This is a genomic window from Ferrimonas marina (assembly GCF_900129905.1).
Taxonomy (GTDB): domain Bacteria; phylum Pseudomonadota; class Gammaproteobacteria; order Enterobacterales; family Shewanellaceae; genus Ferrimonas; species Ferrimonas marina.
The window spans coordinates 52,719-67,021 of record NZ_FQXG01000003.1 but is presented as its reverse complement, the minus strand read 5'-3'; the positions used below and the strand labels follow the sequence as shown (position 1 = coordinate 67,021).

12 protein-coding genes are annotated in these 14,303 nt (G+C 55.2%); 6 read left to right on the top strand and 6 right to left on the bottom strand.

Translation table 11 applies throughout. The features are described from left to right. Positions 1–2 precede the first annotated feature (2 nt). The 3 genes from BUC04_RS07295 to BUC04_RS07285 form a co-directional block, all read right to left on the bottom strand. Positions 3–2,420 (bottom strand): TraM recognition domain-containing protein, encoded by a 2,418-nt coding sequence (locus tag BUC04_RS07295; protein WP_067663399.1) that lies wholly within the window; start codon positions 2,418–2,420, stop codon positions 3–5. 148 nt (positions 2,421–2,568) lie between these two features. Beyond that, entirely contained in the window at positions 2,569–3,819 is a 1,251-nt protein-coding gene (locus BUC04_RS07290; RefSeq protein ID WP_067663402.1) for a secretion/conjugation apparatus DotM-related subunit, read from the bottom strand. 73 nt (positions 3,820–3,892) lie between these two features. Further along, positions 3,893–4,381, bottom strand: coding sequence for a hypothetical protein (locus BUC04_RS07285; protein WP_067663405.1), 489 nt, complete (start codon positions 4,379–4,381; stop codon positions 3,893–3,895). Between the two features lie 90 nt (positions 4,382–4,471). Here BUC04_RS07285 and BUC04_RS07280 point away from each other — a divergent pair, with 90 nt between their 5' ends. Genes BUC04_RS07280 through BUC04_RS07265 form a run of 4 tightly spaced genes read left to right on the top strand, consistent with a single transcriptional unit; the run spans position 4,472 to position 8,347 of the window. Next, positions 4,472–5,026 carry a hypothetical protein gene (locus BUC04_RS07280; RefSeq protein ID WP_067663408.1) on the top strand — a complete coding sequence of 185 codons (555 nt, stop codon included), beginning with the start codon at positions 4,472–4,474 and terminating at the stop codon, positions 5,024–5,026. Further along, the gene (locus BUC04_RS07275; protein ID WP_067663411.1) at positions 5,023–5,805 is read left to right on the top strand and encodes a hypothetical protein; all 783 of its coding nucleotides are present in this window, start codon (positions 5,023–5,025) and stop codon (positions 5,803–5,805) included. The genes BUC04_RS07280 and BUC04_RS07275 overlap by 4 nt, the downstream gene beginning before the upstream one ends. Further along, positions 5,802–6,824 carry a hypothetical protein gene (locus BUC04_RS07270; protein WP_067663414.1) on the top strand — a complete coding sequence of 341 codons (1,023 nt, stop codon included), beginning with the start codon at positions 5,802–5,804 and terminating at the stop codon, positions 6,822–6,824. The genes BUC04_RS07275 and BUC04_RS07270 overlap by 4 nt, the downstream gene beginning before the upstream one ends. A 14-nt stretch (positions 6,825–6,838) precedes the next feature. Beyond that, positions 6,839–8,347: a hypothetical protein gene (locus BUC04_RS07265; RefSeq protein WP_067663417.1), complete on the top strand. Its 1,509-nt coding sequence runs from the start codon at positions 6,839–6,841 to the stop codon at positions 8,345–8,347. Between the two features lie 42 nt (positions 8,348–8,389). On the opposite strand, the gene BUC04_RS07260 is transcribed toward BUC04_RS07265, so the two are convergent. Next, the gene (locus BUC04_RS07260) at positions 8,390–10,450 is read right to left on the bottom strand and encodes an ATP-dependent helicase (protein ID WP_082766763.1); all 2,061 of its coding nucleotides are present in this window, start codon (positions 10,448–10,450) and stop codon (positions 8,390–8,392) included. Between the two features lie 147 nt (positions 10,451–10,597). On the opposite strand from BUC04_RS07260, the gene BUC04_RS07255 reads away from it, so the two are divergent. Then, complete coding sequence (locus BUC04_RS07255) at positions 10,598–13,150, top strand: DNA topoisomerase (protein WP_067663422.1); 2,553 nt, start codon at positions 10,598–10,600, stop codon at positions 13,148–13,150. On the opposite strand, the gene BUC04_RS07250 is transcribed toward BUC04_RS07255, so the two are convergent. Next, entirely contained in the window at positions 13,147–13,662 is a 516-nt protein-coding gene (locus BUC04_RS07250) for a hypothetical protein (RefSeq protein ID WP_143165577.1), read from the bottom strand. The genes BUC04_RS07255 and BUC04_RS07250 overlap by 4 nt on opposite strands. A 71-nt stretch (positions 13,663–13,733) precedes the next feature. On the opposite strand from BUC04_RS07250, the gene BUC04_RS07245 reads away from it, so the two are divergent. Continuing rightward, entirely contained in the window at positions 13,734–14,012 is a 279-nt protein-coding gene (locus BUC04_RS07245) for a hypothetical protein (protein ID WP_143165576.1), read from the top strand. Here the strand turns inward: BUC04_RS07245 and BUC04_RS23875 are convergent. Beyond that, entirely contained in the window at positions 13,991–14,299 is a 309-nt protein-coding gene (locus BUC04_RS23875; protein ID WP_156480032.1) for a hypothetical protein, read from the bottom strand. The genes BUC04_RS07245 and BUC04_RS23875 overlap by 22 nt on opposite strands. Between the last annotated feature and the right edge of the window lie 4 nt (positions 14,300–14,303).

Here is a 14,303-nt window from a genome sequence, read left to right as displayed (position 1 = left end):
CGCTAAAGGTCTTCGTCGGCCTGGATCTGCGCGATCAGAGCCTCCAGTTCATCGTCAGCAATCCTCTCGGGACTGGCTTCGGGGTAGGTATCCAACTCCGCAGCCAGACCAGATAGGTCTTCCTGGTCCGGCAGAATAGCGTCCACTGTGTAGCGGGCACGCTCCTCAACAGATAGGTTCAACCCGATAGAACGGATACGGGCGTTGATGGAGTCATTAATAACGTCCTTCAGCGTACTGCCTAACCCCCTACCGCTATCCTCAACACCCCTATCAGACTCTACAACTGGGGCCCTAGACTGAAGATCAGGCTTGCTGGTCCCATCCACTGAAGCAGATGCTGTGGACTCTTCCATCTGAGCCACACTCTCAGGTTCAGCCGGTTTCGGTTTCTTGGCCTCTTCCGCTGCCTTGGCAAGGCGTTCTTTGTCCCGTTCCTGCTTAGCCACCAACGCGGCCATCCCAGCGTCAATGAGCTTACGCTGCACTTCACCCGCAGCAACGGCAAACTGACTGGCACTGGAGGACGGCATACGCCTGGACATTGCCAGGCCATAGTGACCGAACAGGCGTTTAAGCCCTTCGCTTACCTCAACACCCTCTGCTTTGTTTTCCTCACTAAGCAAGTTCTTACGATAGGTCTCGCGCTTTTCACCCAACTCACGCAATTGGTCCGTTGTGGGTTTATTCACAATAACGAACTTGTTGGGCTTCATATAAGTTGAGAGGAAAGGGTCAGCATAATATAACTGCGCTCGGATAAGGTAATCCTTCCAAAGAATATGTGCCTGCCCCGGCCTTTGGCGCACCAAATCGCGCAGGTTAACCCTATTTACGTTTCTGACGTCAGTGGTACCACGATCCCGATATGAACTGGTCCCAGAACGCTCTTTCCCACTGGCATACTCAACCTGAGCTTCGCCAGCCCTTTTTTGAACAAGCTGGTAAGTATCCTCAGCATCTTCCAACTTCATTACCACGGTGAAGTTAGTATTCGCGACCGTTGACTTTGCCTCAATTTCTGATGAGCGTGTGAATCCTGGGTAATCCTGACCCGCCCAAAAGCACGAAACGCCAAGTGACCTGGCTTGTGCTGCGACTATTGAAAACCCAGGTACCGCATAGAACCCATACTCGTCCATAATTAATACAAATGGAACGGATGAGTTAGTCGGCTTGGTATCTACAACGGTGGCTTTAGACCCCTCCGCTAAACTGCCAAGTGCTGGGGCAAGAGCCGATCTAATACCACTGATTACCAGTTTTCCAAGGCCCGCCAAAGCTTGTGGATCTCGCGAAAGCGCTGGTAGCATTACAAACAGTACGCGGCGGTTAAATACCACATCCCTAAAGCTAACCTCACCAACGGGCGTATCAAAAATATGCTTATAAGTTGAGCTCAAATCAGATAAGACGCCAGTCAATTGCATCTGCAAATAACCGTGGCTTTCTTGGGCCTTCGCATTAAGCGTGCCCATAAAGGCATCTTCTTCGGTGTAGCCAGGCAAGTCCAACAAATACTTCGTCATATCGTATTTGACCGCGTCAGGAACGTTGGCCTTGTCCTGAGTCAACTCAATGCACTTATCCAAGGGCATGTACTCTCGAATCTTGCGCACGTCTAGGTTGAAGTCACCACGGTCCCTCATGTACACCAGGCAACTCAGCACGGCCTTGAGCATCGCAGATGCTCGCTCCTGCCACATTGGGTCAGGGCCCGCATCAGGCATCAAGCCGACAATCAACGTCCTAAGTTCGTCCGCAGTGCCGCTATTAAAGGGTTGGTTGGTATTACTGAGTCGGGATAAGTCTCGAATCTCTTGCGTGTCACCTTTGTTTTCAGGGATGAGGTAGTTAATAAGAAGAAGATCATCTTCTCGGCCCACACGACGACATATTGAATAAACCAAATGCCAAATCGTGTTGTCACCTTTACCGTCGACCATCATGCATCCAGAGCCAAATAACATACTCTGATAGAGCACACCCAAGAGGAAGCGAGACTTGCCCGATCCGGTGCTTCCGAAAACCAACGCGTGCGTGGTTAAATCACCAGTCGAGGAATATAAGGGCGTGTAGTCATCGAGGGAAGTTCCCCATAATAGGATTCCGTCATCATCATTCGGTTTTGCCCCTGGGTTGCGCGGGCTTCTGAAGGTGTATTTTGTTTTCTTTGGCCTTAGAATTAGAGTGATGACAAACGCTACGGCCAACCCTAGGTCAGCAATTAATGACAAAGGGTTTTCAGGCGGCAGCAAAAGTCCTAGGGCAATGGTCGCAAAGCCACACATCATCAGAATGAAGGCGTCATTGTCCCGAAAGAATCGCTTAGCTTTGACTGATACTGGAGCGGTGTCGCGCCACATCAACGAAGGATCTAGATCCTCATTAACGCTGACGCCATGATAAGATTCGGCCATCTTTTTATTCTTATGGTAGACACCCCACCATTATATAGAAGTGAGATGCCTACCCCCTGAATAGGCCCAGTGTCGCTAACGTTAGATTTTTTACTCTCTTTGTTGGCGTCCGATTAATTTGTAAGTGAAAGGCAAATCATCAGACAGGTCAATCCTCTACGCCAATACCCAGTGACCGTTTCCAGCCATCGATTGCGGCTTCAACTTCTGGGACAGGGATTGCTTTACCCCACGCATCTTCGACCAACCTCTGACAAAATGGTCCCATTGACTCCGCAAAGGTTACCTCCCGCCCTTCAGTACTCATGCAGTACCACAATGGTCGATCCAGGGCCTTTAGAGAACGCATTGATTCAGATGCCACCACGCCGCTTCCTCTCGCCTCATCCATCAAGGACATCAAACCACTGCGAATATAGCCGTGTCGCGACATAACGCGCTCGCCCACAATCTGCTTATACGCCTCAATGAACACCGGACTGAATACAAAATGCTTTTCGTACTCGTGCCGGTCCCATTGCTTGGCCTTCTTCCCGAGCTTATCGGTCTCTTTGACCATAGCGGTGAAGAACCTTTGCTCCTCTGGGAGCAAGCCCGTGGGACGCCGCTTGGCTTCACCCATGATGTGCTGGGAAAACTCGACAACGGTTGACCTTATCGCCTCTGACGTGGGATTTATATTCGAGACCAAGTTCTTGTACAACTCCGCCTCATGCTCTTCAAGATGCTGTATCCCAGTGAAGCGGCGGCCTAGCTGTTCAATCAAGCATTCCCTGGCCAGATCCTCATCAAAGCCATCTGCACCGTCCCATATTGCCCGGTTCAAGCTCGTGTCCCTCTTGGCACGCTCCTCAAGCCCCAATGGAGGAGCCATTAGAGCCAACTCTCCAGGGTCCAGACTGGCTGCCGACGCCTCGGAAGACTTATCACCTCGCATAAACTGAATATCTACCTTGGCCGGATCTGTATCGAGATAGGGCTGCAGGGAAGGATAGATTGCGGCGTTCTGGGCAAGCAGGGAACTCATGTTGTGAATTTTGACGTTGCGCTTCTCGCGCTGGAATCTGCGCACCCCGATGCCGAGAAACAGCAGTCCGAAGGTCAAGTAGAGGTACTTAGCGACATGGCGGTCGATGATTTCCCGGGTTTTGGCGTCTAACTGATCGGGAGTAGCTTCGAGTAGGAACTCGAATGCTGTCTTCAAGGTCTGGAATTCCCTCCCAAACCAGTCATCACCGGTGTGCAGCATTGGCAGCACCTGGAATGGTGCCAACTCAGCAATACGCACCCATCGCCACACGAACGCTAAAACATCGGTGTAGCTAACCAACACATGCACGGCCGCGATCACTGCGACGGCGATGATGATGTACCCGCTGTCTGATTTCTGCTCACTCATGCTTGGCTAGCCTTCATATTTATACTCGTTAGAACGTCGCCACCTAACGGCGAATAAATTAATACCTTGCTGACTACCATCTCACGGTCTCCCTCTTTTCGGCCCGCTTCTCCCAATCCATTGTTGAGAATTCGCTCACTTCGATTGTCAGAACCGTCTTGCCACCCTCAAGAAAGGCATCAAGCTGCGCTAACTCAATGGCGCCAAAGCGCTTGATCAATGCGATACGCTTGGGCCGCAGACGGAACTGAATGGCGCAGCGCACAGTCTCACCGTCCATCGTTACCTCTGCGATCAGGTACAGCATGTTCCTGGCACTATCCACTTGAGCGGCCACCCACCTTGGGTACTGCAACAGCGACTCCAGATGCACCGGGAACGCCAGAACAAAGGACACGGGCTCACCCGACCCATCCTTGTAATGACTGTATTGACCCAGTGATTCAGACAGGGCCTGGCTTGCCAGCAAGGTCGCCTTTAGCCCATGACTGGGCCGGTTATCGAACAGATCTGGGTTTCTTTTGGCGAACCCAAGCGGTTCGTCTAACTCTGTGCCATTCAAAACAGTCTCAACTCCCGCACTTTGGCAGTTTGGCCCCTTATACTGATTAGAAGGGCAGCCGGTACCTCGCATAATTATAAGGTTTTTGAAGTGACAGAACGCAGAACAATCAGCGATGCGGTCGCTGTGTTTGGCCAATCCCTATTGCGCCACACCCACGACAGCCAACCCTATTCGCAACTACTGGTGGGTGGTTGGAAGTCCCCGACGACCGTCAGCGCCCTCAATTATGACCAGGGCTGGCTGCCCCATTTGATGTTCGCAGCAGACAAGATTGCTATTGGGCTCTTTGGCAAACCCGTCTGGGAAGCGCGGTACGAATGCGACCCTACTGCAGTAGAACACCTCGCTGCTAGGGATCACGAACGGGAAACCGTAGATTGCAACAACACGCTGGTAGCCCTGATCTGCGAAAGCGCACTGCTTGAGTCGGTGATGATTCTGGACGGTAAGGCCTACCTAAAGCGCGAACCTGAGATGGAATACCTGGAGTATCCCAGCCAGCACCACACAGATATTGATCTGCTTGAACAGGCAACCCTGCTGACCCACTTCTTCGATACCTGGACTAGGCAGGTTACGGGGCCAGAAGCCCAGCTTCAGGAGCCCCAGCCTATGACAGAAAACGCCGGAGCCGCACAATGAGTGAGATTGAGCTCATCTTTGATGACGATATGGATCTGCCGGAAGAAGAACTCGACCCTGAGGTCGAAGAGCGGGGGATCCAGACTACCAACGAGCAACAGTGCCTGTTTGCTCTGCGTGAAGTCTACCCCCTGATCAGCGCCCTTAGACCAGCTGAAATTAATGATCAGGGCATTGGTCGCATCTTCCAGCATTACGCCGATGGCTGCCAGGTGGTGGCCCACTGCCTGACGTTGGATAGGGCCCCAAGCTCTACGCCCGGCCTCAGTCACGCCCTGGCCTCAACGGTTGCATCGCTTCACACCGCCGGCATCACTGACGATTTACCAATGTTCGAACGCGCGCTGATGGTTGCCTGCCAGCAAATCAAGGACTATTACGAGCAAGGCGATGCCGGGCCATTTCGGGAACTCCAGCACATCACTGATTCAGGCCCGTTTAACGAGTTGAGCGTAACTGCATCCTTGCTACCAATCCTTGCCAACGCCGGCCTGAAGCAGGACGTACGGACCTTAAGCCTGTTCACCGATCTTATTGTGCGTGGCCTTCAACTGCTGATCCGTGGCCACTTCGCCAATAGCCATGGCCATAAGGAAGTGATCCCACAACTTATCCCTGCGGTCGGCGCCTTGGCGCTGACCCTGATTAAACAAAACGACGACGGCGCCAGCCATGAAGCGGACCTCATCGACGAGATGGAGATGCGCCTGGATTACTGCGTTCAACTCGCCACCATGGTGGTCGACCTGGAACGCCGATACAACACGGACCGACTATGAAAAAGAGCCTGATTACCACCCTGACAACGGCGGTGGCTTTAGCCCTCTGTTCCAGTGCCTTCGCGACGGGGCTTCCCACCATCAAGCCGGAAGATACGATCGTCAAGAAGGAGGAGAACAAGCTGGCTGAGCAGATCCACAAAAAGCTTGAGGAGCAGATCCGCAAGCAGGTTGCCCAGTTCACCGCCAACCTTCAGACCGAAGTCGATGCGAACTACGCTGCTGCTGCAAACTTAATCGCCCGTGAGGGCCAACGCGAACAGGAACTCCAAAACTTGGATCAGCTCAGCATGAGCCAGCCAGATCCTTCAACCTGTGACGCACTGGCCGTAGCCTCCGTTGGATCCCAGGACCCCTGCGACACCATGAGCGATCAGTCAAAGGAGCAGCAGCAGCGACCCGAAGAGAGCTTGAAGGACCGGATGGAGCAGTTGCGCGATCCCGACAACTTCTCGCACCAGCAAGCCACTGCCAACCAGCAGGAGCGGATTGCAGCGGTGGTAGAGCGCATCGACCGCAACCACACAATCAATGGCCCTGAAGTGTCCGATTCAGGCCCGGCTGTCCCTATGACACAGTTAACTGGACTTGCCACTCACCTGGTCAGCCATGAAGGCTATAGCGAAGACGAGGCTGTGTTCGGCATGGACGTAGCACTGGCCATCGTCGGCGAGAGCCCGGTGAACAGTTCTCCCACCATGACCCCGGAACAACGGGCAATGGCACTGCGTGGTGAACTCCGGGCCGCCAGCTTACGACAATCCCTGGTCGGCAAGGTCAATGACCGGACCATGTTCGGCGGTTTGCCCTCTGCCCTAGATCAGCGCAATCTGATGTCCGACTACATGTGGAACGCAGAGAAGCGAGAGATGGTCGGCACAAACCCGTCTATCCACGCGGTGGAACGGCAAAGAGTCCAGCAGGTAGGAGTGGCGGCGTATAATAATCTTAAGAGGGTTGAGACTCTGGCAAGCTTGGAGTTTCTGTTGGCCCAGCAAATCCTGTTGCTTACTGACTAAGTAGGAACTAGTAAATGTCAGATACTGAATTTAATGGCAATAACGAGCAGGTTCCCGAGCGGGCATTGGAATCCATTCCGCTAGAAGCCCTCCAGGCTATGGACACAGAAGCATCTGCAGTTGATCCTGAGTCCAACATTCAGACCGAGCAGGCTGTTCAAGCAGAAAGCTCAGTCCATGCTCCTGACCCCGAATCCATCCCTCAAACTGAAACCCAGCGGTCACCTGAGACCCCGGCAACGCCTTCAGCACAGGATCAGGCTAAATCGGGCAAATTCGCAAACGGCGAAGAAACCCGCGAAGGCAGTAATCCCACGCATTCCATGTACCTGAAGGCAAGCGATCTTATGGCTTGCCTTCGAGGAAAGCCCGACACTGAGTACAGTGTTAATGGACTTATGGGTCTGCTCAAAATCGAAGCTGACCAGCCATTGGCGACGGTCTTAAACAAGCTGGATGAGATCAACGGCTCTAACGGCTCTCTAAAGCGCGGGGCCATTGAGCAAGTATTCAAAGAAGTCTTTGGTCTTGATAAGGCACTATCAGAGGAGCAAGTTAAGGCCCTTCCGGAGCTCAAGTCAGACCCATCAAACCTGATGAACGAGGCCATCGATAGCCTATATGATGGTCTTCACGACAACACGCCCACCATTTCCCCCCTGATCTACGCAGTCGATAGTCGCGATAATGATGGCAACATCCCGGATCTCTCGGATGGCCTCAAGTCCGCTCTTGAGAAGGCAGGCATTAAGCCCGGGAAACTCACCCGAGACGAAGTTAAGCAGGCTAATGAAGCCGATGAACACGGCCGCGGCAAGCGTGAGACCGAAGAAGAGAAGAAAAAGAAACAACAAAGAGGCGTCGCATTAGACCCCTTATCGGCCGCCATTCTTTCTGGTGCAAAGGGCGTAGGCAATAAGTTCAAAGCACATCGCGACAAGCAGGCAGCAGACAAAGCGAAGAAAGCCCAAGAAGTTGCGGCAAAGCAGATCAAGCACTTTGCCCTTCTCGGTGGAAAAGCTACCCAGGTCAGGGACCTTCTCAACAGTGGCAACATTGCCGAGACCATGGCACTGCTCCGGAATAACCCAGATCTCGCTAAACTCTTTGTTGACCTGGCCCATGATAACGAAACTGCCGGCAAGAGCATGTCAGAGGGGTTACGTGAAGCAGGATTCGATAACCTAGATGCCAAAGAAGCACGGAAGATCATGAGCGACTTGTATGAGCAATCGGGCAAGTATCTCAGCGAGCAAGCGCAAAGTGCTGAGCCAGATATGAAGGGGGTTTCTGACGTAATCAATGGCATGGAGGTTCTTACCTCAGCAGACCACGGATCCCCGGTCCCCGGATTGGACTCCAAGCGCGAAGTATTGAGCAAAGGTGCAACGGAACTGTCCTCGAAGAAAGGCTCTGAACTTGGCGCCGACGACAAAGGGAAACTAGAAAAGCTGAAGGAGAGCATTGCTGCGATCGTAAATGCCATCAATGCGGCTATATCTAGTCTAACTGGGCGCAAGTAACGAGGCCCAACACAGAATGCCACCCCGAGGGGTGGCTTTTAGCTACCCCCTAACCACTCCGGCACCGGTGTGCTGCAGCACCTCAGCCACGAAAGGGGACTGCTCCGTAGATAACGTCTGGCCATGCTGCAGGCGCTGACAACTCCAGGTAACGCAGAGCTCGCGTTTGGCCCGGGTTACCGCCACATAGAACAACCGCCGATTTTCCTCGATGTCATTGAAGTGCTCGGCCTCCTTAGCGCTCAGTGACTCGCTGTCGGCACCCATGACGTAGAGGTAGTCGTACTCCAACCCTTTTGAGGCGTGCATGGTCATCAGGCGCACCTTGCCGTCCTGCTCTTCGTCCATGTCCGGGCTGGCCTGCGCCATCAAGACCAGATCCTCAATGGCCTGCTCTGCAGTCAAACCGCGGCCCAAGGCTTCCTGAAATTGCTCCAGCACAAAGCCGACGTTCTGCTTACGCAGGTCAACTGACTCTTGCGCTTGGCTGGCGGTGGCACGCTTGGCTGCTGACTCCACACGGGGCAGGAAGAAGATCCGCCAGATTTCAGCGACAAATTTAACGAGCACTTCCGCGTCATCAAAGTGCTCGTAGCACTCCCGGGTACGGTCAACCACATCCAGGAAGGCCCTGACCTTCTTAGCCGCAGCTGTCCTAGGGGCAATGCCGGCTTTGGTTGTCTTCAGCCGCTTGTCACTCTCTGCCTGGAGGAACTCATAGACGGTCGAGTCCTGCCCCAGGCCGGCATTGACCTTGTTGACACTGACACCGAGCGATACTGATCCCAGCACCCGTAAGGCTGCCATGTTGTCCCACGGCTGAAAAACGAAGCGGAGCAGGGCCACGGTGTCCCGGACCTCGGCGCGCTGGAAAAATGCCGTGTCTCCCTCAAGCAGGTAGGGGATCCCTTGGGCGATCAGTTGCCGCTCCAGCTCCTGCTTGATTGGCCTAGACCGGTACAGCACGGCGATGTTTTTGCCCGTGACCCCCGCTTTGAGGCGTTTAGCGATACCCCCTGCAATGAAGCTTGCCTCGCGCAGGTCATTGCCGAACTCGTAATACGACACCGGTGTCGGTTCTATCTTGGCCTCCGCCAACAGCTGGCCATCAGAGTTCGGGACCCTCTGGTTCATTGCCGCCGCGATGGCATTGGCACACTCAATCACCGGCGGTGCCGACCGGTAGTTCCGGATCATGTTGATGATCTGGGCATCCTGATACCGGCCGAGGAAGCCGATGATCACCTGGATGTCAGACCCACGGAAGGCGTAGATGGACTGCTTCTCATCGCCTACAACGAAGAGGTTACGGTGCTGGCGGGCAATGGCGTCCATGATCCGCATCTGGACGGGGTTGGTGTCCTGGTATTCGTCCAACATCAGGTAACGGAACCGCTGCCCGAGTGAGTCTGCGATGGTCGGCTCACGCTCTAGCATGTGGGCGCAAACCACTAGAACGTCATCGAAATCGATCCCGCCAGCCGCCCGGCACTTCTGCGAGTAAAGCTCCCACAACTCCTCCACCACCAGAGCGAAGTCTGGATTGACCTCTTCGTTACCACTGACGCGCTGATAACGGTATTCCGCCAGGCTGTAGCCGCGGGACCGGGCCCAACCCATCTGACTGTCCAGATCGGACAGGCCAATGCTGTGTTCATCGCAATAGGCCTTTGCCGGCAATCCCAGCTCCTCAAAGGACTCCTTGAGCAACTTCCGGGAGTCAGCGTCGCTCATGATCCCGACATTGGCCATGTCGATGCCTTGTTCGGCCAGGTAGGAGGAATCCGGGTACCGCGAGAGCATTTCCCGGTAGACCACCGAGTGGAAGGTCCCGGCGGTGATATGGCTGGCGCTGTCACCTACCATCTCGCGCAACCGCTCTCGCATCTCCGTCGCGGCCTTATTGGTGAAGGTAACCATCAGGATGTTTATGGGGGAGATCCCGGACTTAATCATGGTGGCGCAGCGATGGATCAGGGTTTTGGTCTTACCGGTACCGGCGCCGGCCACCAGCATCACTGGACCCTCGATGCACTCAGCTGCCGTCCTCTGTTCTGGGTTCAGAGAGGCATTGATGTCCCCAGCAAGGTTGTCAGCGTTCAAATTGCACCATCCGAAGTCGGTTAATCCATTAATTATGCCTCAGCGGCCATCGTCGCTACAAACCAGACCGGCTAATTAATAGTCGGTTCCAGGGGGACCCGCTGGAGATCGGTAATATGGTGAGAGGCCCCTGTTGTTTGGATTGAGATGAAACTGCTGCTGACCGAAAAAAAGAGCGTTGCTGACGCCCTTGCTGAAGCGATGGACTGGGAGAAAGGCAGCGGCCAGCACCGGGGTACCTTCGAGGGCGAGCCCATTGCCGTCACCTGGGCCAAAGGCCACCTGCTTACACTCAAATCACCACAGGACATCAACCCTTCTCTGGGCTGGGATGACCCCAAAGCCCTCGAGCAGATCCCCCGGAACTACGAACTAACCCCGGTAGAGGACCCCCCGGGAATCCCGGCGCCGGCCAGGACCGAAGCGTACCTTAGTCGCATCAAGAAGCTGATCAGCCAATGTGATGAGTTCATCATCGGCACCGACTCCGACAGGGAGGGGGAGGCCATCGGCTGGCACATCCTCGACTACCTCGGTTACCGCGGCCCGATACGCAGGGCATGGTTTGCCGCGGGCATGGATCCCAAGTCCATGCGCACAGCTATGAGCAACCTGCTCGATCCTCTCAAGCACAAGGGCGGCCTGCGCGCTGCAGAGGGCAGGGCGCGGGCCGACCGCGCATTTGTCTACCTGGTACGCGCCTACACCTTCTACGGGCAGTACGGGAAGTTCGGCAAGCACCTTGGCACCGGTGATACCGGGCGGGAACGCGTAGTCTCGGTAGGCAGGGTACAGACCCCGACCCTGGCCATGATCGTCCGCAGAGAAAGCGAGATCCGACGTTTTGTCTCAGTGGATCACTACTCCATCACCGCCAGTATTGATGCCGGCGGGATCATCACCGCCAAGCTCAAGAGCCGGATAACCCAGGAGATCTACGCAAGCGAACCTGAGGGCGTCACCTGGGTGGAGAGCAGCGGCCCTGAGTCTGAATCCAAAGTGGGCTTCGATCCTCTCTATACGGACAAGGTGGTGGTTGACCGCTTCAACGACAGCGTCATGATGGTCGCAGATCAGGCCAAGATCACCAGTTACAAGGAAAAGGACACCCAGAAGGCGCCACCCAAGACCTACTCCCTGACTGAGGCCCAGGCCGATATCGGTAAGTTGCTAAAGATCGGGGTGGAGGTCGTCCAAACCATCATCGAAGACCTGTATGGCCAGGGCTTTGTCAGTTACCCACGTACCACCAAGTCCGAACTGCCGATGAACCTCTACACCCAGGCAGATGAACGCAATGGCATGCTGGCGGCGGCCGCGGCAATACCAGAGCTGGCAGAGCCGGCACTGTTGGCCCAGGCGATCCATAACGGCCAGAACGATGCTTACCGACCCTTTACCCCGGCAGTTTTCGTCAAGACCGATCTCCCTCACTACGGGCTGGTTCCAACACACAAGACCTACCCCGACGAAGGCCTCAAGCCGCAGAAAGGGAAGGGGTACAACTCTGGCCAGATGAAGCAGGCCTACCAGGCCATCGCAAAACGCTATGTCCTGGCAATGCTGCCACCGGCACAGATGGCCCGCCAGCAGGTGACGTTCACACTGCCAGTGCCGGATCTGTTGGGACACCCTGACAGCGTGTTTACCGGGACTGGTGAGCGGGTCATTGATCCCGGCTTCCTCAGCTATAGCGAATCCAGCACTAAGGACAAGGACACGTCATTCCAAAAGCTCCAACAAGGGGACATGGGCACGGTACAGTCCCTTTCGCTGGACTCAAAGAAGACCAAGCCACCCCAGCGCTACACCGAAACCAACATCGCCATCGAAATGGAGAAGGTGGGCAAGAACGTAAAGGACCCCAAATACCGCAAGATCTTGGAGAAGTCCGAAGGGATCGGTACCCCCGCGACCCGGACCAACGTCATTCAGGTGCTTAAGGCCCGAAAGTACGTAGTAGTCGATAACGGTGCCTTCAAACCCACCTCAAAAGGGATAGAACTGATCAACTCGGTAGCCGAAAACTGGATGCGCGTCCCTGAAACTACCGCGGTATGGGAAGAATACCTGCGTCAGATTGCTGAGGGCCAAGACGACGAGAAAAACTGCACCATGCGGGACTCCTTCGTAGAGAAACAGGTCACGCTTATCGAGGGAGTGATCCGCGGGCTCAACGAGCAGTACCTGGAGGATCTCGGTGAGAAGCCCCGGCGCCCTCCGTCCAAGGTGACCCCCAAGATGAAGTACCTCATCGAGGCCATTGCCAAGCAAAAGGGCGAAGAGGTGCCACGGTCTGTGCTCAACCGGCCGGCCAAAGCCGTAGAGTACATCGAAGCCAACATCCACGTACTCCCCAAACGTGAAGGGAGCAAGGATGGTGCCCCGTCGGATAAGCAGAAAGCCTTCCTCGAGGGGTTGTGGGGTAGACTGACCCCGGAGGGACAGACATCCCTAGGCGGCGAACAGGCGCTGGCTAACGCGCTCAAGGACAGTAAGGCCTGCTCGGCCCTGATTGAGAAAGCTAAGCCCGTAGTACCGCCGACAGAAAAAATGGAAACCTACGCACGAAAGCTGGCGGAGGGGATGCCAGAAAAGATCCGGCCGGGCGAGGATGTGTTTGCTACCGAGGATGCCTGCCGCCAGTTCATCGATAAAGCGAAGAAACGGCAGGCCAGGAAGAAGCGGAAGGCGAGCTAGTGTAGGCCCACCAGCCAAGAGGCCCCGAGTAGATGGCGCAGGTCTTCGACCTTTTGCCGGATGGCGCCAGGCAACTTGCTACTGCACAAGGGGTAAAACTCGGGGTGCAATCCGATGGCCACAGGCTGCATCTTCACCAACCACTCATCCGCGACAGCTCCAGTGCCCCACCGGCGGACTGCAGTGTCAGCCCCCAGGAACACCAACCGCTCAAAGCCTTCAGCACTGATCAGCCTGGGCAACTCCGGGTCTTCACCGTCAAATACCAACAGGACCCGGTCACTACCTTGCAGATGGGTTGTTTCTCGCAGGCACTGCTCGAGCGCCTCGACAGGAACCTCGCCGAGATCCGCGATCTCAGGCACCAGAACCACCCGGTAGCCTCCGTTGTCACAGAACTCTTGAAGCCCATTGCTCATGGCCTCTTGCTCGACAAGGCCCTGGGAGGACAGGCAAAAGTCAGGTTGGCGAACCTTGATGGTACGAGGGACAGCAGGGATAATCATCAACACGAAACTCTGAAGCGTTTTAAGCCATGATATTTTTGGCTTAGGATAACTTCAATAAATAATGCGGAGCAGTCATGCAGAATTGGAACAAGCCGGCCAGGTGGTGGGCATGCCGAACACTTTCAGTGGTACTGGTCATTATCGGCCTGGTGCTGCTGTATTACCCCAGTGCCGTCGCCAGTCTGCAGAGCACAGCGGTAAACATGCTCTACTACCATATCGCACAGGGCGGAAGCTACGGGGACGCGATTGAGGTGGTGGACATGATACTGAGCACCAGCATTCCCTCTACAGGGATCAGCATCATGTGCCTGGTATTGGCGATCTGCAGTTATTTGCTGGCGGAACCCTGAGCAACGTCATGAGCGACATGCTCGGCCAGCGCCCGGGTGTCGATCTGGTAATTGCCGGACTCGATGGCCCGGGCGATGTCTTCTAGGGACTTGTACTTGGGCGGCTGGTACTCGAGCAGGCGGGATTCCAGCCAACCCTCTTCGTTGGAGCGTGACACCTTAACACCAGGCTCCTGACCCCGCGCAGGCGCAGACGGCGCCGCCTGGGACGCCTGTCGTACCTCGCCCGGCGCGGCCGGTGCGGGTGTAGTTCGCTGCACTGAGTTGAACATGGTGATGGTAGCCAAAATT